The sequence below is a fragment of the Paenirhodobacter sp. genome (assembly GCF_041916475.1).
Lineage (GTDB): Bacteria > Pseudomonadota > Alphaproteobacteria > Rhodobacterales > Rhodobacteraceae > Rhodobacter.
Window position 1 is genome coordinate 1 of sequence record NZ_JAYRZN010000039.1, and the last position, 22,455, is coordinate 22,455.

23 protein-coding genes and 1 tRNA gene are annotated in these 22,455 nt (G+C 65.9%); 14 read left to right on the plus strand and 10 right to left on the minus strand.

Annotated features, from left to right (window positions below):
• The 4 genes from ACOMG5_RS14585 to ACOMG5_RS14600 all read left to right on the plus strand — a co-directional run.
• The coding region (locus ACOMG5_RS14585; protein ID WP_420344529.1) for a microcin C ABC transporter permease YejB at positions 1-1,135 on the plus strand (1,135 nt) is incomplete at its 5' end.
• On the plus strand, positions 1,135-2,235 hold the full coding sequence (locus ACOMG5_RS14590; protein ID WP_420344530.1) for an ABC transporter permease: 1,101 nt from the start codon (positions 1,135-1,137) through the stop codon (positions 2,233-2,235). The genes ACOMG5_RS14585 and ACOMG5_RS14590, both read left to right, overlap by 1 nt.
• Positions 2,232-3,824, plus strand: coding sequence for an ABC transporter ATP-binding protein (locus ACOMG5_RS14595; protein ID WP_420344531.1), 1,593 nt, complete (start codon positions 2,232-2,234; stop codon positions 3,822-3,824). The genes ACOMG5_RS14590 and ACOMG5_RS14595 overlap by 4 nt, the downstream gene beginning before the upstream one ends.
• Positions 3,821-5,053 carry a glycosyltransferase gene (locus tag ACOMG5_RS14600; protein WP_420344532.1) on the plus strand — a complete coding sequence of 411 codons (1,233 nt, stop codon included), beginning with the start codon at positions 3,821-3,823 and terminating at the stop codon, positions 5,051-5,053. Before ACOMG5_RS14595 ends, ACOMG5_RS14600 begins: the two co-directional genes overlap by 4 nt.
• On the opposite strand, the gene hemN is transcribed toward ACOMG5_RS14600, so the two are convergent.
• On the minus strand, positions 5,024-6,379 hold the full coding sequence (hemN, locus tag ACOMG5_RS14605; protein ID WP_420344533.1) for an oxygen-independent coproporphyrinogen III oxidase: 1,356 nt from the start codon (positions 6,377-6,379) through the stop codon (positions 5,024-5,026). The genes ACOMG5_RS14600 and hemN overlap by 30 nt on opposite strands.
• A 62-nt stretch (positions 6,380-6,441) precedes the next feature.
• Here hemN and fnrL point away from each other — a divergent pair, with 62 nt between their 5' ends.
• Positions 6,442-7,185: a transcriptional regulator FnrL gene (fnrL, locus tag ACOMG5_RS14610; RefSeq protein ID WP_420344534.1), complete on the plus strand. Its 744-nt coding sequence runs from the start codon at positions 6,442-6,444 to the stop codon at positions 7,183-7,185.
• On the opposite strand, the gene ACOMG5_RS14615 is transcribed toward fnrL, so the two are convergent.
• Positions 7,182-7,538: a DUF1428 domain-containing protein gene (locus tag ACOMG5_RS14615; protein ID WP_420344535.1), complete on the minus strand. Its 357-nt coding sequence runs from the start codon at positions 7,536-7,538 to the stop codon at positions 7,182-7,184. The two genes, fnrL and ACOMG5_RS14615, sit on opposite strands and share 4 nt — an antisense overlap.
• Before the next feature lie 66 nt (positions 7,539-7,604).
• Entirely contained in the window at positions 7,605-8,444 is an 840-nt protein-coding gene (locus tag ACOMG5_RS14620; RefSeq protein ID WP_420344536.1) for a universal stress protein, read from the minus strand.
• A gap of 276 nt (positions 8,445-8,720) precedes the next feature.
• On the opposite strand from ACOMG5_RS14620, the gene ccoN reads away from it, so the two are divergent.
• From ccoN to ccoS, 8 genes are all read left to right on the plus strand, one after another.
• Entirely contained in the window at positions 8,721-10,319 is a 1,599-nt protein-coding gene (ccoN, locus tag ACOMG5_RS14625; protein WP_420344537.1) for a cytochrome-c oxidase, cbb3-type subunit I, read from the plus strand.
• A gap of 12 nt (positions 10,320-10,331) precedes the next feature.
• The gene (gene ccoO / locus ACOMG5_RS14630) at positions 10,332-11,060 is read left to right on the plus strand and encodes a cytochrome-c oxidase, cbb3-type subunit II (protein WP_420344538.1); all 729 of its coding nucleotides are present in this window, start codon (positions 10,332-10,334) and stop codon (positions 11,058-11,060) included.
• 10 nt (positions 11,061-11,070) lie between these two features.
• A complete protein-coding gene (locus ACOMG5_RS14635) occupies positions 11,071-11,256 on the plus strand; it encodes a cbb3-type cytochrome c oxidase subunit 3 (protein ID WP_420344539.1) in 186 nt (61 codons plus the stop codon).
• Between the two features lie 12 nt (positions 11,257-11,268).
• Entirely contained in the window at positions 11,269-12,159 is an 891-nt protein-coding gene (gene ccoP, locus ACOMG5_RS14640) for a cytochrome-c oxidase, cbb3-type subunit III (protein ID WP_420344540.1), read from the plus strand.
• A 228-nt stretch (positions 12,160-12,387) separates the two neighbouring features.
• Complete coding sequence (gene ccoG, locus ACOMG5_RS14645; protein WP_420344541.1) at positions 12,388-13,821, plus strand: cytochrome c oxidase accessory protein CcoG; 1,434 nt, start codon at positions 12,388-12,390, stop codon at positions 13,819-13,821.
• A gap of 48 nt (positions 13,822-13,869) precedes the next feature.
• Entirely contained in the window at positions 13,870-14,334 is a 465-nt protein-coding gene (locus ACOMG5_RS14650) for a FixH family protein (RefSeq protein WP_420344542.1), read from the plus strand.
• Complete coding sequence (locus ACOMG5_RS14655) at positions 14,335-16,530, plus strand: heavy metal translocating P-type ATPase (RefSeq protein ID WP_420344543.1); 2,196 nt, start codon at positions 14,335-14,337, stop codon at positions 16,528-16,530. It abuts the gene before it with no gap.
• A gap of 20 nt (positions 16,531-16,550) precedes the next feature.
• Positions 16,551-16,709 (plus strand): cbb3-type cytochrome oxidase assembly protein CcoS, encoded by a 159-nt coding sequence (ccoS, locus tag ACOMG5_RS14660; RefSeq protein WP_420344544.1) that lies wholly within the window; start codon positions 16,551-16,553, stop codon positions 16,707-16,709.
• Positions 16,710-16,762: 53 nt separating this feature from the next.
• Here ccoS and ACOMG5_RS14665 read toward each other — a convergent pair whose 3' ends face one another.
• Together ACOMG5_RS14665 and ACOMG5_RS14670 are read right to left on the minus strand one after the other, a co-directional pair.
• Positions 16,763-18,340 carry a serine hydrolase gene (locus ACOMG5_RS14665; protein ID WP_420344545.1) on the minus strand — a complete coding sequence of 526 codons (1,578 nt, stop codon included), beginning with the start codon at positions 18,338-18,340 and terminating at the stop codon, positions 16,763-16,765.
• A gap of 337 nt (positions 18,341-18,677) precedes the next feature.
• Positions 18,678-18,754: transfer RNA gene (locus ACOMG5_RS14670), tRNA-His, on the minus strand.
• 127 nt (positions 18,755-18,881) lie between these two features.
• Between ACOMG5_RS14670 and ACOMG5_RS14675 the strand changes: the two genes are divergently transcribed.
• Positions 18,882-19,124 (plus strand): DUF6324 family protein, encoded by a 243-nt coding sequence (locus ACOMG5_RS14675; protein WP_420344546.1) that lies wholly within the window; start codon positions 18,882-18,884, stop codon positions 19,122-19,124.
• On the opposite strand, the gene ACOMG5_RS14680 is transcribed toward ACOMG5_RS14675, so the two are convergent.
• From ACOMG5_RS14680 to ribB, 5 genes are all read right to left on the minus strand, one after another.
• A complete protein-coding gene (locus ACOMG5_RS14680) occupies positions 19,108-19,554 on the minus strand; it encodes an MmcB family DNA repair protein (RefSeq protein WP_420344547.1) in 447 nt (148 codons plus the stop codon). The two genes, ACOMG5_RS14675 and ACOMG5_RS14680, sit on opposite strands and share 17 nt — an antisense overlap.
• A gap of 297 nt (positions 19,555-19,851) precedes the next feature.
• A complete protein-coding gene (locus tag ACOMG5_RS14685; RefSeq protein ID WP_420344548.1) occupies positions 19,852-20,184 on the minus strand; it encodes a hypothetical protein in 333 nt (110 codons plus the stop codon).
• Between the two features lie 92 nt (positions 20,185-20,276).
• Positions 20,277-20,774: a transcription antitermination factor NusB gene (nusB, locus tag ACOMG5_RS14690; RefSeq protein ID WP_420344549.1), complete on the minus strand. Its 498-nt coding sequence runs from the start codon at positions 20,772-20,774 to the stop codon at positions 20,277-20,279.
• A complete protein-coding gene (locus tag ACOMG5_RS14695; protein WP_420344550.1) occupies positions 20,771-21,322 on the minus strand; it encodes a 6,7-dimethyl-8-ribityllumazine synthase in 552 nt (183 codons plus the stop codon). Before ACOMG5_RS14695 ends, nusB begins: the two co-directional genes overlap by 4 nt.
• Position 21,323: 1 nt before the next feature.
• Positions 21,324-22,451, minus strand: a complete 1,128-nt coding sequence (gene ribB / locus ACOMG5_RS14700; protein ID WP_420344551.1) for a 3,4-dihydroxy-2-butanone-4-phosphate synthase — start codon at positions 22,449-22,451, stop codon at positions 21,324-21,326.
• Positions 22,452-22,455 lie beyond the last annotated feature (4 nt).

Consider the following 22,455-nt stretch of genomic DNA (forward strand, 5'->3'; position numbering starts at 1 on the left):
GAGGCGGTTGATGCTGGTTATTCCGACATTGTTCGGGATCATGCTGGTCAATTTCACGCTGACGCAATTCGTCCCCGGCGGCCCGATCGAACAGATCGTCGCCCGGGTGCAGGGCGAGGCGGATTCGCTGCGCAACATTTCGGGCGGCGGCGATGCCGGGGCACAGGGCGCGGGCGGCGTGGAGGACACCGGCTATCAGGGCGCCCGCGGGATTTCGCCCGAACTGCTGGCGCAGCTGGAGGTGCAGATGGGCTTTGCCCGGATCACCTGCCCCGAAGGGGTGACCCCGGACCTGAAGAACCCCGCCTGCGTGAAGGAGAAGATCCCGGCCTGGCAGCGCTTCACCAAGATGATCGGGGATTACCTGACCTTCGATTTCGGCAAGAGCTTCTTTCACAACAAATCGGTGATCGACCTGGTGCTGGAGAAGATGCCGGTGTCGATCTCGCTCGGGCTGTGGTCGACGCTGCTGGCCTATCTGATCTCGATCCCGCTCGGCATCCGCAAGGCGGTGAACGATGGCTCCACCTTCGATACCTGGACCTCCGGGGTGATCGTGGTGGCCTATGCGATCCCGGGGTTCCTGTTCGCGGTGATGCTGATGGTGCTGTTTGCGGGCGGCTCCTACTGGAAGATCTTCCCGCTGCGCGGCCTGACATCGGACAATTTCGAGCAGCTCTCCACCATGGCAAAGGCGCTGGATTACCTCTGGCACATCGCCTTGCCGACGATCGCGATGACGATCTCGGGCTTTGCCACGATGACGCTGCTGACGAAGAACTCCTTCCTCGATGAAATCAACAAGCAATATGTGATGACCGCGCGGGCGAAGGGGCTTTCCGAGCGGCGCGTGCTCTATGGCCATGTGTTCCGCAACGCGATGCTGATCGTGATCGCGGGCTTCCCGGCCACTTTCCTCGGCGTCTTCTTCGGATCGTCGATCATCGTGGAGACGATCTTCTCGCTCGACGGGCTCGGGCTGCTGGGCTTCCAGGCGGCAGTGGAGCGCAATTATCCGGTGATCTTCGGCACGCTCTATGTGTTCGGGCTGATCTCGCTGGTGGTGGGGATCCTGTCGGACCTGACCTATGTGCTGGTCGATCCGCGGATCGATTTCGAGAAGAGGGCTGGCTGATGTCTCCGCTTGCCGCGCGCCGCCTGCGCAATTTCCGCGCGAACCGCCGGGCCTTCTGGTCGCTGATCCTGTTCTCGGTGCTGTTCGTGCTCTCGCTCTTCGCCGAGCTGATCGCGAATGACCGGCCTATCGTGGTCAGCTATCGCGGCGGGCTGTATTTCCCGGTCTACAAATTCTACCCGGAGACCACCTTCGGCGGAGATTTCCGCACCGAAGCGATTTACAAGGACCCTTCGGTCGAATGCCTGATCGTGACCGGAGGCCGCGAGGAATGCTGGGACGACCCTGAGGCCACCGAGCGGGAAGCGCAGGACACCGGCATGGTCGGCGGCGCGGCCATCGAGAAGGGCTGGCTGCTCTGGCCGCCCATTCCCTACAGCTACCGCACGATCAACAACGTGGGCGCCGCACCCTCGGCGCCCGATGCGCGGCACTGGCTCGGCACCGACGATACCGCCCGCGACGTGCTGGCCCGCGTGATCTACGGCTTCCGGATTTCGGTGTTCTTCGCGCTGGTGGTGACGGTCATCTCCTCGGCCATCGGCATCGCGGCGGGCGCCGTACAGGGCTATTTCGGCGGCCGCACCGATCTCATCGTGCAGCGGTTGATGGAGATCTGGTCCTCCACGCCCTCGCTCTATGTCATCATCATCCTGTTCGCGATTCTGGGGCGCAGCTTCTGGCTTCTGGTGTTCATCGTGATCCTGTTCGGCTGGCCCGCCCTCACCGGCGTGGTGCGGGCGGAATTCCTGCGTGCGCGCAATTTCGAATATGTCCGCGCGGCACGGGCCCTCGGGGTGGCGGACCGGGTGATCATGTTCCGCCACATCCTGCCCAATGCGATGGTGGCCACGCTGACCATGCTGCCCTTCGTCATCACCGGGGCGATTTCCACGCTCGCCTCGCTGGATTATCTGGGCTACGGGCTGCCGTCCTCGGCGCCCTCGCTGGGCGAGCTGGCGCTTCAGGGCAAGCAGAACCTGCAGGCGCCCTGGCTCGCCTTCACCGCGTTTTTCACCTTCTCGATCATGCTCTCGCTCCTCGTCTTCATCTTCGAGGGCGTGCGCGATGCTTTCGACCCGAGGAAAGTCTTCCGATGAGCGCCGTCCTCGAGGTCCAGAACCTGCGTATTTCCTTCCGGGCGGATGGCGCGCTGGTGCCCGCGGTGAAGGGGGTGAGCTTCTCCATCCGGAAGGGGGAGACGGTGGCGCTGGTGGGCGAATCCGGCTCCGGCAAATCGGTGACGGCGCTCTCCACGGTGGCGCTGCTCGGGCCGAATGCGGTGCTGGAGGGCTCGGTCACCTATGATGGGCGGCAGATGATCGGCGCGCCCGAGCCCGAGCTGCGCCGGGTGCGCGGCAATGACATCAGCTTCATCTTCCAGGAGCCGATGACCTCGCTGAACCCTTTGCACACGCTGGAAAAGCAGATCGGCGAGAGCCTCGCGCTGCATCAGGGGCTGAGCGGGGCCGCGGCGCGGGCACGGATCGTGGAGCTGCTGACGCAGGTGGGGATCCGCGACCCGGAAAGCCGGCTGCAGGATTATCCGCATCAGCTTTCGGGCGGGCAGCGACAGCGGGTGATGATCGCGATGGCGCTGGCGAACGGGCCGGAGCTGCTGATCGCCGATGAGCCCACCACCGCGCTCGACGTGACGATCCAGGCGCAGATCCTGGAGCTTCTGGCCGATCTGAAGCGCGCCCATGGCATGAGCCTTTTGTTCATCAGCCACGATCTGGGTGTGGTGCGGCGCATCGCCGACCGGGTCTGCGTGATGCAGAACGGCGAGATCGTGGAGCAGGGGGAGGCGGCGCAGATCTTCGCCGATCCGCAGCACCCCTATACGAAAAAGCTGCTCGCCGCCGAGCCGAAGGGGCGGGCGGATCCGATTGCGGCGGATGCGCCGGAGCTGCTGCGGGCGGATCATCTGAAGGTCTGGTTCCCGATCAAGCGCGGGCTGCTGCGCCGGGTGGTGGGCCATGTGAAGGCGGTGAACGATGCGTCGCCCGCAGTGCGCGCGGGCGAGACGCTGGGCATCGTGGGCGAATCCGGTTCGGGCAAGACGACGCTGGCGCTGGCGCTGATGCGGCTGATCGAGAGCGAGGGGCCGATCGTCTATGCCGGGCAGGATATTTCGCGCTGGCAGTCGCGCGAACTGCGCCGCCTGCGCCGCGATATGCAGATCGTGTTCCAGGATCCGTTCGGCTCGCTCAGCCCGCGGATGACGGTGGAGCAGATCATCGCCGAGGGCCTCACCGTGCATGGCGTCGAGCCGGGCCGCAACCGGCAGGACATGGTGCGCGAGATCATGCAGGAAGTGGGCCTGGATCCGGCCGCGATGACCCGCTACCCGCATGAATTCTCGGGCGGGCAGCGGCAGCGGATCGCGATCGCGCGGGCGATGATCCTGCGGCCGAAGGTGGTGGTGCTGGATGAGCCCACCTCGGCACTGGACATGACGGTGCAGGTACAGATCGTGGAGCTGCTGCGCATGCTGCAGCGCCGCCATGGGCTGGCCTATCTGTTCATCAGCCACGACCTGCGCGTGGTGCGCGCGCTGGCGCACCGGGTTCTGGTGATGCGCCAGGGCGATGTGGTGGAGCAGGGCACGGCGGCGGAAATCTTTTCTTCACCACAGACGGAGTATACCCGGGCCCTGATCAAGGCAGCGCTCGGGGAGGCCGTTTGAGGATCCTGTTCGTCCACCAGAATTTCCCCGGCCAGTTCCTGCATCTTGCCCCGGCGCTGGCCGCCCGCGGCCACGAGGTTCTGGCGCTGACGGCGGAAGACAACAACCGGCCTTCGCCGGTAAAGGTGATGAAATACCGCAATCCGGATCCGGTCGGCCCGGACCGGCGCGCGGGGCGGATGTATGCCGAAGCCTGTGCGCGGGGCTACCGCGCCGCCCGCGCCGCCCGGCAGATGCGCGACGGGCTCGGCTTCGTGCCCGATGTGATCTTCGGGCATTCCGGCTGGGGTGAGACGCTGTTTCTGAAGGAAGTCTGGCCGGAGGCGCGGCTCCTCGTCTATGCGGAGCTGATGTACCGCACGGAGGGGCTCGATACCGGATTCGATGCGGAATTCGGCGTGAACGATCTGGAGGCGCGGGTCTCCACCGTGGCGCGGTCTGCGCATCTGGTGCAGGCGATGGTGCACGCCGATGCGGCGCTGAGCCCGACCCGCTTTCAGGCCGATACCTTCCCGCCGGAGCTGCGCGCGAAGATCACCGTCTGCCACGACGGGGTGGATACCGCGCGGCTGTGCCCGGACCCGGCGGCGGAGGTCACCTTGGCGGGGCATAGCTTCCGCGCGGGCGATGAGGTGATCACCTTCGTCAACCGCACGCTGGAGCCCTATCGCGGCTATCACATCTTCATGCGGGCGCTGCCCGAGGTTCTGGCCGCGCGCCCGCAGGCGCATGTGCTGATCATCGGTGCGGAGGGGCAGAGCTATGGCGCGGCGCCGCCGGAGGGCAGCTGGAAGCAGCGGTTTCTGGAGGAGGTGCAGGGCCGGCTGGACCTGAGCCGGGTGCATTTCCTCGGCCGTGTGCCTTACGAGACCTATATGGCGGTGCTGCGGGTCGGGCGGGTGCATGCCTATCTGACCTATCCGTTTGTGCTCAGCTGGTCGCTGATCGAGGCGATGAGCATGGGGGCGATGGTGCTCGGCTCCGATACCGGCCCGGTGCGCGAAGTGCTGCGGCATGGCGAAAACGGGCGGCTGGTGGATTTCTTCGATACCGCGGCCTGGTCGCGCGAGATGATCGCGGCGCTGGCCGACCCGGCCGCCTGCGCGCCCCTGCGCGCCGCCGCGCGGCAGACGGCGCTGGCTTATGGATCGGAGCTGTGCCTGCCGCGGCTGATCGCTTTCGTCGAAGGGGCGGGGCGCTCAGATGGCGGAGCTGTGCCCGGCCGTTGACAGGTCGTAAGTGTCGAAGTGGCGCGCGATCATGCGGGTCAGGGGTCGTGCGCGCTCGGGGATAGACAGCCCCTCATCGCTCAGCTGAACCATATCGCCGAAATGCGCCGCGCAATCGGCGAGCAGGGCGCGAACCACGGCCGGATCGGCCTTCTGGCGCGCGCAGATGTCGCGCAGCGATACCCGGAAATCGCACATCAGCGCCTCGATCAGGCGGCCACGCAGCCGGTCCTCGGGGCTGAAGGCATGCCCGCGGGAGATGGAGAACTGCCCGTCGCGGATGGCGGCCACATGCGCCGAGGTGGCAGGGGCGTTTTGTGCATAGCCCTGCGGGAAGCGCGAGATCGCGCTGGCGCCGATGCCCACCAGAACATCCGCCTGATCATCGGTATAGCCCTGGAAATTGCGCCGCAGGAGGCCCGCCTTCTGCGCCCGGGCCAGGCCATCGCCGGGCAGGGCGAAATGGTCGATGCCGATTTCGTTATAGCCATCGGCGAGGAACAGCTCCCGCGCCGTTTCGAACAGCTGCAGCCGCTCGGGCGGGGTGGGCAGGTGGTCCGACGGGATCATCACCTGCCGCCGCGCCATCCACGGCACATGCGCATAGCCATAGAGCGCGACCCGGTCCGGGTTCAGCGAAAGCAGCTTCTGCACCGATTGCGCGATTTTCTCGCGGCTTTGATGCGGCAGGCCGAAGAGGATATCGGCGTTCAGGCTGGTGATGCCGCGCTCGCGGATCAGCTCTACGGCGGCGCGGGTTACTTCGTAGCTCTGGTCACGGCCGATCACGCTCTGGATCTGGGCGTCGAAATCCTGCACCCCGATCGAGGCGCGGGTCATGCCCGCGGCCGCCAGCGCATTCATGCGCTCGGCATCGATCTCGTTCGGGTCGATCTCCACGGAAAATTCTGCGCCATCGCCCATCGGAACCGCGTCGAAGACGGCATCGGCCACGCGCCGGATCATGTCGGCGGGCATCAGCGTCGGCGTGCCGCCGCCCCAATGCAGCCGCGAGAGCCGCACACCGGGCGCGAGCCGGGCCTGCAGGAGCCGCAGCTCCTCAAGCAGGATTTCGGAATAGGCGCGGACGGGCTCGTCGCTCTGGGTGCCCTGCGTGCGGCAGGCGCAGAACCAGCACAGCCGGCGGCAGAACGGCACATGCAGATAGAGCGAAATGGACGCGCCCGCCGGAATTGCCCCGACCCAATCGGCAAAATCCGCAGGCCCCACGGCCGCGCTGAAATGCGGAGCGGTGGGGTAGCTCGTATAGCGCGGCACGCGCGCATCAAAGAGACCCAGTCGGGCGAGTTGCGATTCCTGTTCCATATGCATATGTTTAGGGACAAGACGCGCGACAGAAATTGACCCAAATCAAGTGATACTGACCGATGGCGCATGACGACGCTCACACGGTGACAATGGCCTGCGGCGATTGCCCGATCCGGCATCGCGCTGTTTGTGCGCGGTGTGAGGCCGACGAGCTGGAGGCGCTCGAGCAGATCAAGTACTACCGGCGCTTCGAGGCCGGGCAGACGCTGATCTGGGCCGGGGACCAGATGGATTTCGTGGCCTCGGTCATCACCGGGATCGCGACCCTGACCCAGACGTTGGAGGATGGCCGCACGCAGATGGTTGGCCTTCTGCTGCCGTCGGATTTCGTCGGGCGGCCGGGGCGGGGCCGGGCGGCCTATAACGTGACCGCGACCACCGATATCCTGATGTGCTGTTTCCGCAGGCGGCCCTTCGAGGAGATGATGGAGCGCACGCCCCATATCGCGCAGCGCCTGCTGCAGATGACGCTCGACGAGCTCGATGCGGCGCGGGAATGGATGCTGATCCTCGGGCGCAAGACCGCGCGCGAGAAGATCGCCTCGCTGCTCTCGATCATCGCGCGGCGCGATGCCTCGGTGAAGATGCGGGCGGCGAAGGGGACCATGAGCTTCGATCTGCCGCTGACCCGCGAGGCGATGGCGGATTACCTCGGGCTCACGCTCGAAACCGTGTCGCGCCAGATCTCCGCACTGAAGCGCGACGGGGTGATCGAGCTTGAAGGCAAGCGCCACGTCATCATCCCCGACATCGACCAGCTGCTGATCGAAGCCGGAGACGACAGCGACGGCGGCCTCTACTAGGCGCGGGCGCTGTAGACCGGTACGAACCCGCCCCAGATCATCCGTTTGCCGTCGAAGCACATGTCGGGCAGGTCGTTCCAGCGCGGATCGGTGCCCATCGAGGCCGCGCAGGCATCGGCGCTGGCCTTGTCAGGCCAGATGATCCAGCTGAACACGACCGTCTCGCCATCCGCGCGCTTCACCGCCATCGGGAAGGATGTGACCTTTCCCTCGGGCACGTCCTCGCCCCAGTTCTCGGCCATTTCCAGCGCTCCGTAGGCCCGAAACAGGGGCCAGCCCGCGCGGGCCATCGCGATATATTCTTCCTTCCGGTCCGTCGGAACCGCCAGAACGAATCCCTGAACGTAGCTCATCTCCGCCTCCCTTGCCGGGAGGGGAAACGCGGTGGGGCGGCCCGGGTTCCCCCGGGCCGTGCCGCATCAATGCGCCATCACCACCGGGATGTCGGCGACTTCGAGCATGTTGCGCGTGGCGCCGCCCAGAATGGCCTCGCGGAAGCGCGAATGGCCATAGGCGCCCATCACCACCAGATCGGCGTTGGTGTCGCGCACATGGCGGTTCAGAATGTCGGAGATCCGCGGCATGGTTTTGGCCAGCACGGAAACTTCGGCGTGAACACCGTGGCGCGAGAGGAACTGGCTCAGCTGGCCGCCCGGGTCCGAGCGCTCCGGCCCGTGCGCGGGCGGGTCGATCACGGTGATGTCCACGGTCTCGGCCGCTTTCAGGAACGGCAGCGCCTTGCGCACCGCATCGAGCGATTCGTTCGACTGATTCCAGGCGACGACCACGCGGCGCGCAGGCACGGCGCCGTCATAGCCATCGGGCACGATCAGCACCGGCACCCCGCCTTCGAACATGGCCGCTTCCAGCGCCGCCTCGATCTCGATGCCGCGGCCTTCGCCATAGGGGCGGCCGGAAATCACCAGATCGGCGAAGCGCGAGCGCATGCCGACCACGGTGCCCACGACGCCGATCTGCGCCACCAGCGCCTCCGCCGACCAGCGGACATCCTCGAGCGCCATGCGCGTCTTGACCGATTGCTCGATCGCCGCCGCTTCCTGCTGGGCGCGGTCGATCGCCTCTTGCTGCACAAAGGCCGCGGCCCCTGCGTAGTAATAGCCGGTTTGCGTACGGTCGACGCCCATGCACAGGATTTCGAGATGCGCATCCTGACGACGGGCGACGGCGATCGCCGTGTCCAGCTGCGCCTTCGCTGCGGCGAGGTCGGTGACCACTGTCAGAATTGTCTTGTAGCCCATGGTATCCTCCGGATCCTTCGTCCTGTTTGCGCTGCCATTCTAGCGCCCGGCAAGCGCGGGGACTTTGACACGGATCAACCGGGGCGTGGCCAAAAATCATCCTTTCGACAAAAGGATGCTGCGGATGCGACGAAAGCGCTCACCCCTTCGTGAAGGGTTTGATACAGATCAAGGTGTCGGGCATATGCTCGGACCACAACGGCTGAAGTCTCGGAATCTGTCCGCGGGGAGCCCGAATCCGCGGGGCAGGAGGAGACAGGACGAAGGGACGCACACATGTGGGATTATTTTAAATTGCTCGCGCTGGGCCTCGGGGTGGTGCTTGCCGCCATCGCAGCCAATTACGCGCGCGATCTTCCGTACATGGTGAACGCACTGCAGATCATGTTGGCCGCTGCCATCGCGTTCATCTGGGTATTGCGGGGAGTCGGCGAGCCGAAGCCATCGCAGAGCGAATATGTTGACGGCGTGATCCGCGCCGGGGTCATCGCAACGGTGTTCTGGGGCATCGTCGGTTTCCTCGTGGCGGTCGTCATCGCCTTCCAGCTGGCCTATCCGTCGCTCAATTTCGAATGGGCGCAGGGCTATCTGAACTTCGGCAAGCTGCGGCCCCTGCATACCTCGGCGGTGATCTTCGCCTTCGGCGGCAATGCCCTGATCGCCTCCTCGCTCTATGTGGTGCAGCGGACCTCGGCGGCGCGGCTGTTCGGCGGCGATGCGCTCGGCTGGTTCGTGTTCTGGGGCTACAACCTGTTCATCGTGCTCGCGGCCTCGGGCTATATCCTGGGCGCGACGCAATCCAAGGAATACGCAGAGCCGGAATGGTACGTCGACCTGTGGCTGACGATCGTCTGGGTGGCCTATCTGCTGGCCTTCCTCGGCACGATCTTCAAGCGCAAGGAACCCCACATCTATGTGGCGAACTGGTTCTACCTGTCGTTCATCGTGACCATCGCCATGCTGCACATCGTCAACAACCTGGCGATCCCGGTGTCGCTCTTCGGGTCGAAATCGGTGCAGCTGTTCTCGGGCGTGCAGGATGCGATGACGCAGTGGTGGTACGGCCACAACGCCGTGGGCTTCTTCCTCACCGCGGGCTTCCTGGGCATGATGTACTACTTCGTTCCGAAGCAGGCTGAGCGCCCCGTCTATTCCTACAAGCTCTCGATCGTGCACTTCTGGGCGCTGATCTTCCTCTATATCTGGGCCGGTCCGCACCACCTGCACTATACCGCGCTGCCCGACTGGGCCTCGACGCTGGGCATGGTGTTCTCGATCATCCTGTGGATGCCCTCCTGGGGCGGCATGATCAACGGCCTGATGACGCTCTCGGGCGCGTGGGACAAGCTGCGCACCGACCCGGTGATCCGGATGATGGTGGTCTCGATCGGCTTCTACGGCATGTCGACCTTCGAAGGCCCGATGATGTCGATCAAGGCGGTGAACTCGCTCAGCCACTACACCGACTGGACCATCGGCCACGTGCATTCGGGTGCGCTCGGCTGGAACGGCATGATCACCTTCGGCATGCTCTACTTCCTGACGCCGCGGCTGTGGAAGCGGGAGGGGCTGTATTCGATCCGCGCCGTCAGCTGGCACTTCTGGCTCGCGACGATCGGCATCGTGCTCTACGCCGCCTCGATGTGGGTGTCGGGGATCATGGAAGGCCTGATGTGGCGTGAAGTGGACAGCCAGGGCTTCCTCGTGAACGCCTTCGCCGACACCGTGGCCGCGAAATACCCGATGTATGTGGTGCGGGCGCTTGGCGGCGTGATGTATCTCACGGGGGCATTGATCATGGCCTGGAACCTCTGGGCCACCGTCGTGAAACAGCCGCGTCAGGCGCCGATCGGCGTCGCGGTTCCGGCGGAATGAGGAGGAGAGACCATGGGACTTCTTGACCGGCACGGCGTCATTGAAAAGAACGCCACGCTGCTGCTGATCTTCTCCTTCCTCGTCGTGACCATCGGCGGGATCGTGGAAATCGCGCCGCTGTTCTATCTGGAGAACACGATTGAAAAGGTGGAAGGGGTTCGCCCCTACACCCCCCTCGAGCTGACCGGGCGCGATATCTACATCCGCGAGGGCTGCTATGTCTGCCATTCGCAGATGATCCGGCCGATGCGCGATGAAGTGGAACGCTATGGCCACTATTCGCTCGCGGCGGAATCGATGTACGACCACCCGTTCCAGTGGGGCTCGAAGCGGACGGGGCCCGACCTCGCCCGCGTCGGCAACCGCTATTCGGATGCCTGGCACGTCGATCACCTGACCAACCCGCAATCGGTGGTGCCGGAATCGATCATGCCGAAATACGGCTTCCTGAAGCACCGGATGATCTCGCCCGAGCATATCGTCGACCGGCTGAAGACCGACCAGCTGGTGGGCGTGCCCTATACCTCGGACATGATCAAGGCGGCGAAGGCCGATTTCGCGGCCCAGGTCGACCCGGATGCCGATACCGACGGGCTGAAGGCGCGCTACGGCGAGAAGGTAAACATCCGCAACTTCGATGGCCAGCCCGCGCTGACCGAGATGGATGCGCTGATTTCCTATCTGCAGGTGCTGGGCACGATGGTCGATTTCTCGACCTTCCAGCCGGCTCCGAACCGCTGAGGAGGATGCGATGAACTATCACATCTTTCGCGAATTCGCCGACAGCTGGGCGGCGCTCGGCCTGCTGATCATCTTCGTCGGCGCGGTCGTATTTGCCTTCCGTCCCGGATCGGGCCGGGTGCACCGCGATATCGCGGGTATCCCGTTCCGCAACGAGGACCGGCCCGCACCGGCCCCCCGTGGCCCCACGTTGTAAGGAGGCGTGGAGATGAGCAAAAAACCGACGATCCGCAAGGAAGTCGAGACCACGGGCCATTCGTGGGACGGCATTTCCGAGTATAACAATCCGCTGCCGCGCTGGTGGCTGTGGACGTTCTATGCCTGCGTGGCGTTCGCTGTCGCCTATTCGGTGGCCTATCCGGCCTGGCCGATCTTCTCGGGCGAGGCGACGCCGGGGGTTCTGAAATCCTCGACGCGCGCCGATGTGCAGGCCGAGATCGACCGCTATGCCGCGGCCAACAAGCCCATCGAGGACAAGCTGGTCGCGACCGATCTGGGCCAGATCCAGAACGATCCGGAGCTGGTGGACTATACCCGCAACGCCGGTGCGGCCGTATTCCGTACCTGGTGCGCGCAGTGCCATGGCGCGGGCGCGGGCGGCAACAAGGGCTACCCGAACCTGCTCGACAGCGACTGGCTCTGGGGCGGCACGATCGAGGACATCTACACCACCGTGCAGCACGGGATCCGCAATGCCGAAGACCCGGAGGCGCGCTTCTCGCAGATGCCGTCCTTCGGCAAGGACGGGCTGCTGACCCCGGAGCAGATCTCGGAAGTGGTGGCGCATGTCCGCAAGATCTCGGGGCAGGAGTTCGATGCGGCGCTCGAGCCCGCGGGGGCGACCGTCTTTGCCGAGAACTGCGCCGTGTGCCACGGCGAGGCCGGCACCGGCGATCACGCCCAGGGCGCGCCGAACCTGACCGATGCGATCTGGCTCTATGGCGGCGACGTCCATACCCTGACCGAAACGGTGACGAATGCGCGCTTCGGCGTGATGCCGTCCTGGAGCTATGCGCCCGATGGCGTGAAGCCGCGCCTGAGCGAGGCCCAGATCCGCGCAGTGGCGTCCTACGTCCATGCGCTCGGTGGTGGCCAGTAAACCCGGATCCCATGGCGCCTTCGGGCGCCATGGGCGGCACCGGCGCCCCGTCCTGTTCGCGCGTTTCCTGGGGCGCCGGTGGTCCAATCCCGCAGAACGGGGCGCTTCGGCGCCCTTTTTTCATTCCACGGCAGGGCGTCAGACAAATCTGCATTTTTGACGCATGTCAAAGCCTTTCCGAATCGGCGATAGCAAAAGCATTACAGGAACTGCCAACGGAGACCTGCCGTGAGCTCGACTGACCCCAGCGAACCCGCCCCCCTCTATTCCGCGCGCGAGCCGATTTTCCCGCGCCGGGTGAAGGGGCATTTCCGCAGCCTGAAATGGGTGCTCATGGCCGGCATGCTCGGTGTGTATTACCTGCTGCCCTGGATCCGCTGGGATCGCGGGCCGGCGCTGCCCGATCAGGCGGTGCTGGTCGATCTCGCGAACCGGCGCTTCTTCTTCTTCATGATCGAAATCTGGCCGCATGAATTCTATTTCGTGGCCGGGCTGCTGATCATGGCGGGGCTCGGGTTGTTCCTGTTCACCTCGGCGGCCGGGCGGGTCTGGTGTGGCTATGCCTGCCCGCAGACGGTCTGGACCGATCTGTTCATCCTGGTCGAACGCTGGGTGGAAGGGGACCGCAACGCCCGGATCCGCCTGCTGCGGCAGAAGTGGAACCTTGAGAAGACCCGCAAGCGGCTGCTGAAATGGGCGCTCTGGCTGCTGATCGGCCTCGCGACGGGTGGCGCCTGGGTGTTCTATTTCGCCGATGCGCCGACGCTGCTGAAAAACCTGGTGACGGGTCAGGCACCGGCGGTCGCCTATATCACCATGGGGATCCTGACCGCGACGACCTTCGCCTTCGGCGGCTTCGCGCGCGAGCAGATCTGCATCTATGCCTGCCCCTGGCCGCGGATTCAGGCGGCGATGATGGACGAGGACACCATCACCATCGCCTACCGGGAATGGCGCGGCGAGCCCCGCGGCAAGCCCGGCGTGGCGGGGCATGGCGACTGCATCGACTGCATGGCCTGCGTCAACGTCTGCCCGATGGGGATCGACATCCGCAACGGCCAGCAGCTGGAATGCATCACCTGCGGCCTGTGCATCGACGCCTGCAACGAGATCATGGACAAGGTCGGCAAGCCGCGCGGCCTGATCGGCTATATCGCCCTGAAGGACGAGACCCGCGAGCGCGCGGGCGCGCAGCCGGTCTCGGTGTGGAAGCACATCTTCCGCCCGCGCACGATCGTGTATTTCACGCTCTGGGCGGGGATCGGGATCGGGCTGATCGCGGCGCTGTTCCTGCGCTCGCCGATTGACTTCAACGTGACGCCGAACCGCGATCCGCTCTATGTGGTGCAGGGCGATGGTGCGATCCGCAACATCTATACGCTGCGCCTGCGCAACAAACATGGTGCGGATACCACCTACCGGATCGTCGCCCATGCCGAGGATGGCGGGGCGCCGCTCGTGCTGAGCCTCGAAGGGCAGGAGGGCGATACGGTGACCGTGCGCGCCGACGAGACCGCGACCCAGCGGATGTATCTGGAGGCACCGAAGGGATCCGCGCTGGCCATCGCGAAGCGCTCCGAGGTGCGGATCGAGGTGCAGGATGTGCAGGGCAGCGATCACGCCCGCGCCGAGGCGGTGTTCAACGGCCGCGTGCCGCAGTAGACTGAACGCAGCAGACGGGCCGCAGCAGACTGGCCGGAGGAGGCCGCGATGGAAAAGACCGAAAAGCCCTTTACCGGGCGCAAGTTCCTGATGATCGTGATCGCCTTCTTCGCCGTGGTCATCGCGGTGAACGTGACGATGGCGGTGAAGGCGGTAAAGACCTTCCCGGGGCTCGAGGTGTCGAACTCCTATGTCGCCTCGCAGACCTTCGACAAGGACCGCGCGGCGCAGGAGGCGCTCGGCTGGGTGGTGGAGCCCAGCTACGAGCGCGGCTTCCTGTCGCTGGTGATCCGGGACCGTGGCGGCCTGCCGGCGCCGGTCTCCGATATATCGGTCCTGGTCGGGCGCACCACCATGGCCAACGAGGATATGCGGCCGGAATTTCGCTATTCGGGCGGGATCTTCTCCGCGCCGGTGGAGCTGGGCCATGGCGCCTGGCTGATCCATCTGGAGGCGAAGGCGCAGGATGGCACGATGTTCCGCCAGCGGCTGGATCTGTTCGTGGAGAAGTGAATGAGCGTCTCTCCCGTCCTGAATGAGGAGCATGTGTCGGCTTCGGCCTGCCCGGCCTGCGTGGCGGCGCCCGCCGCGGAGGCGCTGGCCCAGGCTGCGCCGCGGGATGCCCGGATCATGCTCTCGCTGCCGAGCGCGCATTGCGCCACCTGCATCTCGGATGTGGAGCGGCAGCTCTCTCGCCAGCCCGGCGTTCATTCGGCCCGCGTGAACCTGACGCTGAAGCGCGTCTCCGTCTCGGCGGCGCCCGAGGTCACGCCGGGGCCTCTCGTCGCGTCGCTGGCGGAGATCGGCTACGAGGCGCATGAGCTCGATCCGGATCTGCTTTCCGCCACCGAGACCGACAAGCGTGGCCGCGACCTGTTGATGCGGATCGGGGTCTCCGGCTTCGCGATGATGAACATCATGCTGCTGTCGGTCGCGGTCTGGTCCGGGGCGGAAAATGCCACGCGCGACCTGTTCCACTGGGTCTCTGCGGCCATCGCCCTGCCGACGGTGGTCTTCGCGGGGCGGCCGTTCTTCGCTTCGGCGCTGAACGGGCTGCGGCACGGGCGGGTCAATATGGACTTCCCGATTTCGCTGGCCATGGTGCTGGCCTCGTCGATCTCGCTGTTCGAAACCATCAAGCACGGCCATCACGCCTATTTCGACGCGGCGGTGATGCTCACCTTCTTCCTGCTGATCGGGCGCTATCTGGATTACCGCACCCGCGCCATCGCGCGTTCGGCGGCGGAGGAGCTCGCGGCGCTGGAGGTGCCGCGGGCGCATCTGCTGCGCGATGGCGCCGAGGTGGAGGTGCCGGTGGCACAGCTGCAGGTCGGCGATCTGATCCGGATCCGTCCGGGCGGGCGGATCGCGGCGGATGGCGTCGTGGTCGAGGGGATGTCGGAGACGGACCGGTCGCTGCTCACGGGCGAGTCTCTGCCGGTGCAGGCGGCGCCGGGCGTGGCGCTGAGCGCGGGCGAAGTGAACCTGACCGGGCCTCTGGTGCTGCGGGTCACGGCGGCGGGGCGCGACAGTTCGCTGCACCGGATGGCGGATCTGGTCGCGGCGGCGGAATCGGCCAAGACGCGCTATACCACGCTGGCCGAACGCGCGGCGCGGTTCTATTCGCCCTCGGTGCACACGCTGGCCTTCGGCTCGTTCGTGACCTGGATGTGGATCACCGGGGGCGATCTGCGCCACGCCATCAATATCGCGGCGGCGGTGCTGATCATCACCTGCCCCTGCGCGCTTGGCCTTGCGGTGCCTGCGGTGGTTACGGCCGCTTCGGGGCGGCTGTTCCGGCTGGGCATGCTGATCAAGGATGGCACCGCGCTGGAGCGGCTGGCCGAAGTCGATACGGTGGTGTTCGACAAGACCGGCACGCTGACGCTCGGCACGCCCGCGCCGCAAAACCTCGACACGCTCGATCCGGCGCAGCGCGCGATCGCGGTGGCGCTGGCGCAGGGATCGTCGCATCCGCTGGCCCGCGCCATACGCGAGGCGGCGGTGAGCGCCCCGGCAGAGGTCCATGACCTGCGGGAGGTCCCTGGCCACGGCATTGAGGCACGGGGGCCGCAGGGCGAGATCCTGCGCCTCGGCCGGGCAGATTGGGTGGGCGCCGAGCCCGCTGCGGTCACGGCGACGCATCTGCGGATCGGCTCCGCGGCACCGGTGGCACTGACTTTCGCCGACCGGCTCCGCCCGGGAGCGGACACGGTGGTCGCGGCGCTACGGGGGCAGGGAATGCGGGTGATATTGCTCTCAGGTGATACCGAAGCGCCGGTGGCCGATCTGGCATCGCGGCTCGGCATCGCGGAATGGCACTCGGGCGCGCGCCCGGAGGACAAGGCTGCCCGGGTGGCGGCGCTGCGTGCGCAGGGGCGCCGGGTGCTGATGGTTGGCGACGGGCTGAACGATACCGCCGCGCTCGCATCGGCCCATGTGTCGATCTCGCCGGCCTCGGCGCTGGATGCGGCGCGGGCGGCCTCCGATATCGTGCTTTTGGGCGGGAACCTGGAGCCGGTGGCCGATGCGCTGCGCATTTCGGTGCAGACCCGGCGCCGGATCAAGGAGAATTTCGCGATCTCTCTGGCCTACAACGTCGTGGCCGTACCGCTGGCGCTGGTGGGGCTGGCGACGCCGCTCGCGGCGGCGCTGGCGATGTCGCTCTCCTCCGTCACCGTCTCGCTCAACGCGCTGCGGCTGAAATAGACACGAGCCAAGGGGGCGCCATGTCCATCCTGACCTATCTGATCCCGATTTCGCTGTTCCTCGGAGGCTTCGGCCTCGTCGCCTTCTTCTGGTCGCTGCGAACGCGGCAGTTCGAGGATCCGAAGGGCGACGGCGAGCGGATCCTGTCGCCGGATTACGACGACCACCCGAAGCCCTGAAACGCAAAAGGCCGCCCTGAGGGGCGGCCTTTCTGTTTCCCGGGAAGGCCCACTCAGGGCCCGATCACCGAACAATCCGTGGCCCGCGCTGCCAGCCGGGCGCAGGCGAGCTCCGCCGTGGATTGCGACATGCCGACGAAATTCGCCTCGAAAGCGGTCTTGGTCTTGGCGACCTTGCGCAGGGCATCGCCCAGCGTGTCGCTTTCCATCAGCGCCGTGTTCAGCAGCGCGCGTTCGGCCGCATATTGCGAATTGAACTTTCCAACCGTGATCCCCCAGTTGCGCCCGCCGGAGCTGGACGCCCGGGCCACGACTTCGCGGGTTTTGGCTGGTGCGGGCGCAGGCGACATATTCGCGAGGATCACCGTATCGTTGCGGCTCGATTTCTGCTTTGCCAGCGCGAGCGTCTCGGGCTGCGGCGCGGCGCTCTGGATGAACACGGGGTCCTTCGGATCCGCATCGCCCTCGGCGGGCATGTTCGGATCGAACTTGGGCTCATCCACCAGCGCGAGCTCCTCCGTCGGCGCCGCCGCTGCCGGGGCAGGGGCCTTCTGCGCGGCGACGATCGCCGCCGCAATCGCTTCGGCCTGCCCGTCCCGTGCGGGCTGAACTGGTGCCTGGGCAATCAGGGCCTCTTCCGTCGCCGGGCGCCGCGATGGGCGCGGGCTTTCCTTCGGCGCCACCTCGATCGTGGCTTCCGCTTCGCCGTCATCGGCAACCTGCACCTTGCCGCTCACTTCCGGCCCGGCGAGGTCGTTGGCCGCCATCACCGCCGCGGGCGGCGTCGGGGTCACCGGCGTCACCTTGCCCGGCGCACGGGCGAAGCCGATATCCAGCAGCTCGGAGACCTTGGCATTGCGCTGCGCGGTCGATGTGCCGCCGAAGACCGTGGCGATCACGCGTTTGTTGCCACGCTGCGCAGAGGCGACCAGGTTGAAGCCTGCGGGCACGGTATAGCCGGTCTTGATCCCGTCGGCGCCGTCGTAGCTGTCGAGGAAACGCCGGTTGGTCGAGGCCACCTTGGCAATGCCCGCATCGGCCGTCCGGCGCGAGAAGATGTTGTAATACTGCGGATAATCATAGATCACATGCCGCCCGAGAAGGGTCATGTCATGCGCGGTGGACAGATGGCCCTCCCGCGTCAGGCCGTTCGCGTTGCGGAAGCTGGTGTTCTTCATGCCGAGCGATTTTGCCGTGCGGTTCATCATCGCGGCAAAACCGGCCTCGTCGCCGCCGAGGAAATCGCCGATGGCGGCCGCGGCATCGTTGGCCGATTTCACCGCAGCGGCGCGGATCAGATAGCGCAGCTGGATCTTCTGCCCCGGACGCAGGCCGAGCCGCGAAGGCGGCTGGCTTGCCGCATGGGCCGTGACCGTGACCACGGAATCGAGGCTCGCCCGGCCGTTCTCGATCGACTGGAACGCCAGATAGAGCGTCATCATCTTGGTCAGCGATGCCGGATGCAGCCGCGTGTCGGCGTTCTTCTCATAGAGAACCTCGCCGGTGCGCGCATCCATCACATAGGCTGCGAAAGGGGCGGCGAAAACGGCCGCGGGGAACACGCAAAAAGCGACCGCCAGAAGTCCCTTGCGGACCCGGTTCAAAAGCCTGGTCACGGTATCTGCCCTCATTTGCCTCGCGCCCCGCTCTCGCGGCAGGGCTTTCATTCAGCGTAACACGGCATGACCCGTGTGAAAACTGCCTAATTTCCAACGGTTTTCGCGCATATCGGGGCGGGGGGCAAGATCTGGTTGCAGGTCGGCGTCACTATCCTACAGGTTGTAAGCGGACGGATGCCAATCGCCTCGTTTTTCAGCATCTATTTGCCGTGATGCCAGGCCGTATCAGGAAACGTCGCGCGCGCCCGTGAATGTGCGGGGCTGCGGAGGCGCCCGGGGCGAGGCATCAAGGGCCATAGGAGAGAGGGCAGAGCGAGCAGCTGCTCTCTGTGTGATACTGATAGGAAGATGGTACCGCCTTCCCGGTTCGAACGGGAGACCCCCAGATCCACAATCTGGTGCTCTAACCAGCTGAGCTAAGGCGGCACTGAGGGGGCGTTTACCGGCACTCCTGCGGGAATGCAAGGGGGAAACACGCGCCGCGGTGCGAATCCCGTTGCCAGAAACCCGCGTTCAGTTTACCCCGTCAGCCTTGAAAAAACCGGAGGCACTGATGAGCATCGACAAGGAAAGCGAAGTCACCGGCGATCTGCAGATCGGGCCCACCTCGCTGGGCATGGTGCGCATCTATGTCACCGGCGACGGCTTCGAGCTGCCGTTCGATTTCGAACCGGAAGAGGCAGAGGAAATCGCCGAGGAGCTGATGGCCGCGGCCGAAGCGGCACGCGAGATGGTCGACCGCAGCACGCCCGGCGGTAAAGGGCCGCGCGGCAAGGCGCCTAAAGGAAAGAAGTGACCCCCTCCGGGTCCGCGCGGAGCTGAAGCCGCAGGGCGGCGGCGCGGGCAAACCCCTGAGTCACGGCCTTGCGCCGCGCGGGGGCGAGGCGCGCTTCCGGGCCGGTGCGCAGGATTTCGGCGCCAAAGCGGTCGGCCAGGATCAGGCCGCTGTCGGTGGGAAGGATCTCGCGCGGGAACGCCGCATCCACCGCCCAGAAGAACCTGTCGGCATAGTCCAGATAGCCGTGCCATTTCCGATCGGCGGTGAAATCCGCGCGGCTCGATTTGCACTCCACGATCCAGATTTCGCCCTTGCGGCCGAGCGCCATCACATCCACCCGCAGGCCGGGGCGGGGGACCATTTCCGTCAGGCAGGCGAAGCCGTGATCCATCAGGCAGCGGCACACGCCGCGCGCAAGCAATTGTCCGGGGGGTGCATCTGGCGTCATGGCAGTAATCGTGAACGAATGGTGAACTTTTGTCCAGATCCCTTGCCGAACCGCGCCGCGGGCCTTATCTCTGCCCGTGGCGGTTACTGCTCTTCGCGTGGACGGGCCCTTTTCCAGTGGCCGATAACCATTCCTGAGGGGGCCGGCTCTGTCGGGGCCCTGGCCTCGTTACCTGGCTCCCACCTGATCATGTCAGGCTCTCGGGAAATTCACGCCCGCACGGTTGCTGCGGTTTCCGCCACTTCCCCAAGCAAAAGGCCCTCCGGAAACGGAGGGCCTTGCTGTTTCATCCGCTGTTCAGTGCCGGATCCGGCGCTGCGCAGTGCGGCTCTCCACCGGGATCGGGATCGCGATCATCTCCGGCGCCACCGCGACCGCGTCGCGCTTGCCGCCGCCGGGCGGGGTATCGTCCTCGGCCATCCGCATCACCGAAATACCGAACTGGACGCCCGCAAAAACGATGGTGTTGAACACGAACAGAAGGCCCACCGCGATATAGCCCACGTCGGAATGGCTCACGAGGTGCCACAGATTCGCGATATTGAACCACAGGAGCATCCCCACGAAGGCCGCCGACAGGGCAGCCCCGAACAGGACATTGCGGATATACAGACGGACGAGCTCGGGCATGACGACTCCTCTACTTGGGAATCAATGTAGCGCATGCCGGGTGAATTCAAACAGGCAACTTTGCCGCAGGGCGGTTCTTTGCCACAAATTCGTCAAAAACCGTCGGGGCGCAGCTCATGGGCCATGTGATCCACCACCGCATTGACGAATTTCGGCTCGCGGCCCTCGGGGAAGAACGCGCGCGCGACCTCGACGAATTCGGTGATGACCACTTTGGGCGGCGTGTCCGGCGTCACCAGCTCTGCGCCCGCGGCACGAAACAGGGCGCGCAGAACCGGATCGATCCGGGCGATCGGCCATTTCGCCACGAGGGCGCGGTCGGTCGCCTGGTCGATGCGGGCCTGCCAGGTCACCGCATCATCGAGCAGGCGGCGGAACAGGTTCGCGTCGCCCTCGGCCAGCTCCTCGCCACCGTCTTCCAGCGGCAGGCCGAAGCGGAAGCTCTCGAATTCCCGCACCACACGGTCCACCCCCTGGCCGGAGGCTTCCATCTGGAACAGCGCCTGCACGGCATAGAGGCGCGCGGCGGATTTCATCCGGCGTTTTTCCTCGGGTGTCGGCTTGCGCGGGGCTTCGGGGGCTTCGGTCATGCTTGCGTGGTTCCTTCGGGATCTCCGGCCAGACGGATCGACTCACCTTGCGGGCGGAATCCGATCCCTTTCGTCCGGGTGGCCCATTTGCGCGAGAGCGCGACAAGATGCAAGGCCGCAGCTGCGGCACCGCCGCCCTTGTTCTGATCGGCCGGATCGGCGCGAACCTCGGCCTGCTGCCGGTTTTCCACCGTCAGGATGCCGTTGCCGATGCACACGCCCTGCAGGCCGAGGAGCGTGATCCCGCGGGAGCTGTCGTTGCACACGGTGTCATAATGCGTGGTCTCGCCGCGGATCACGCAGCCGATCGCGACGAAGCCGTCGTAATCGGCCATGCGGGCGGCCATGCCGATCGCCGTCGGGATCTCCAGCGCGCCGGGCACCTCGACCAGATCGACGCTTGCGCCGGCTTCGGCCGCGGTGGCCCGCGCCCCCGCGATCATGTTGTCGGCGATGTCGCGGTAATAGGGTGCCACCACGATCAGCAGGCGCACCGGGCGGTCGAAGCTCGGCAGCGGCAGCGTGTAATGCGTTTCGGTTCCGGCCATCTCAATACCCCTTCGTGCCTTCGATCTCGAGCCCGTAGCCCTCGATGCCGATCACCTTCGGCATCTGCGAATTGGTCAGCAGAACCAGCCGCCCCAGCCCGAGCGCCGACAGGATCTGCGCTCCGAACCCGTATTGCCTCAGCGTCTGCGGCGAGGCCTGGCCGCCGTCCAGCAGCTTCATCGAGGTTTCGCGCAGCAGCACCACCGCCCCGCGTCCCTCGGCCGCAATCGCTTCCATCGCCCGGCCCAGATCGCCCGCCTTCGAGGGCACCAGCCCGAGCACATCGGTCATCGGGTCGAGCGTATGGATCCGCACCAGAACCGGCGTATCGCCGGTCAGATCGCCCTTGGTGAGCACGATGTGCTCGGCGCCCTCGGTCTGGTCGGTGAAAATCCGCATCGACCAGTCGCCGCCATGCACCGAATGCACCGGCTTCTGCGCCGTTTCGCGCACCAGATTGTCGTAGCGGCGGCGGTAGGCGATCAGGTCGGTGATCGTGCCGATCTTCAGCCCGTGCTTCTGCGCAATGGCGATCAGATCGGGCAGGCGCGCCATGGTGCCGTCTTCGTTCATGATCTCGCAGATCACGCCCGCGGGGTTCAGCCCGGCCAGGCGGGAAATGTCTACCGCGGCCTCGGTGTGCCCCGCGCGGACCAGCACCCCGCCGTCGCGCGCGCGCAGCGGAAAGACGTGGCCCGGGGTAGCGATGTCGGTGCGGCCCTTGCTCGGGTCGATCGCCACCGAAATCGTCCGCGCCCGGTCATGCGCCGAGATGCCGGTAGAGACCCCTTCACGCGCCTCGATCGACACGGTGAAGGCGGTTTCATGGCGCGACGAATTCTGTTGCGCCATCAGGGGCAGGCCGAGCGCATCGACCCGCGCGCCGGTCATCGACAGGCAGATCAGACCGCGGCCATGGGTGGCCATGAAGTTGATCGCGTTCGGCGTCACCATCTGCGCGGGGATCACGAAATCGCCCTCGTTCTCGCGGTCCTCGTGATCGACGAGGATGAACATCTTGCCGTTGCGGGCGTCGTCGATGATCTCCTCGATCGAGGAGATCGCATCGCGCAGGCTCTGCTCGACCGGGCCGGCGATTTCGGGGTGATCGGTGTCGGAGGTGGTCATGGGG

What these genes read in the sequence shown, in the direction of transcription:
- ACOMG5_RS14665 (WP_420344545.1), bottom strand. Translation starts at nt 18,340, where the DNA reads ATGAGGGCAGATACCGTGACCAGGCTTTTGAACCGGGTCCGCAAGGGA.
- ACOMG5_RS14635 (WP_420344539.1), top strand. Translation starts at nt 11,071, where the DNA reads ATGAACTATCACATCTTTCGCGAATTCGCCGACAGCTGGGCGGCGCTC.
- ACOMG5_RS14620 (WP_420344536.1), bottom strand. Translation starts at nt 8,444, where the DNA reads ATGGGCTACAAGACAATTCTGACAGTGGTCACCGACCTCGCCGCAGCG.
- ACOMG5_RS14675 (WP_420344546.1), top strand. Translation starts at nt 18,882, where the DNA reads ATGAGCATCGACAAGGAAAGCGAAGTCACCGGCGATCTGCAGATCGGG.
- ccoN (WP_420344537.1), top strand. Translation starts at nt 8,721, where the DNA reads ATGTGGGATTATTTTAAATTGCTCGCGCTGGGCCTCGGGGTGGTGCTT.
- ACOMG5_RS14615 (WP_420344535.1), bottom strand. Translation starts at nt 7,538, where the DNA reads ATGAGCTACGTTCAGGGATTCGTTCTGGCGGTTCCGACGGACCGGAAG.
- ACOMG5_RS14655 (WP_420344543.1), top strand. Translation starts at nt 14,335, where the DNA reads ATGAGCGTCTCTCCCGTCCTGAATGAGGAGCATGTGTCGGCTTCGGCC.
- ccoP (WP_420344540.1), top strand. Translation starts at nt 11,269, where the DNA reads ATGAGCAAAAAACCGACGATCCGCAAGGAAGTCGAGACCACGGGCCAT.
- hemN (WP_420344533.1), bottom strand. Translation starts at nt 6,379, where the DNA reads ATGGAACAGGAATCGCAACTCGCCCGACTGGGTCTCTTTGATGCGCGC.
- fnrL (WP_420344534.1), top strand. Translation starts at nt 6,442, where the DNA reads ATGGCGCATGACGACGCTCACACGGTGACAATGGCCTGCGGCGATTGC.
- ACOMG5_RS14695 (WP_420344550.1), bottom strand. Translation starts at nt 21,322, where the DNA reads ATGGCCGGAACCGAAACGCATTACACGCTGCCGCTGCCGAGCTTCGAC.
- ccoO (WP_420344538.1), top strand. Translation starts at nt 10,332, where the DNA reads ATGGGACTTCTTGACCGGCACGGCGTCATTGAAAAGAACGCCACGCTG.
- ACOMG5_RS14650 (WP_420344542.1), top strand. Translation starts at nt 13,870, where the DNA reads ATGGAAAAGACCGAAAAGCCCTTTACCGGGCGCAAGTTCCTGATGATC.
- ribB (WP_420344551.1), bottom strand. Translation starts at nt 22,451, where the DNA reads ATGACCACCTCCGACACCGATCACCCCGAAATCGCCGGCCCGGTCGAG.
- ACOMG5_RS14590 (WP_420344530.1), top strand. Translation starts at nt 1,135, where the DNA reads ATGTCTCCGCTTGCCGCGCGCCGCCTGCGCAATTTCCGCGCGAACCGC.
- ACOMG5_RS14595 (WP_420344531.1), top strand. Translation starts at nt 2,232, where the DNA reads ATGAGCGCCGTCCTCGAGGTCCAGAACCTGCGTATTTCCTTCCGGGCG.
- nusB (WP_420344549.1), bottom strand. Translation starts at nt 20,774, where the DNA reads ATGACCGAAGCCCCCGAAGCCCCGCGCAAGCCGACACCCGAGGAAAAA.
- ccoS (WP_420344544.1), top strand. Translation starts at nt 16,551, where the DNA reads ATGTCCATCCTGACCTATCTGATCCCGATTTCGCTGTTCCTCGGAGGC.
- ACOMG5_RS14680 (WP_420344547.1), bottom strand. Translation starts at nt 19,554, where the DNA reads ATGACGCCAGATGCACCCCCCGGACAATTGCTTGCGCGCGGCGTGTGC.
- ACOMG5_RS14685 (WP_420344548.1), bottom strand. Translation starts at nt 20,184, where the DNA reads ATGCCCGAGCTCGTCCGTCTGTATATCCGCAATGTCCTGTTCGGGGCT.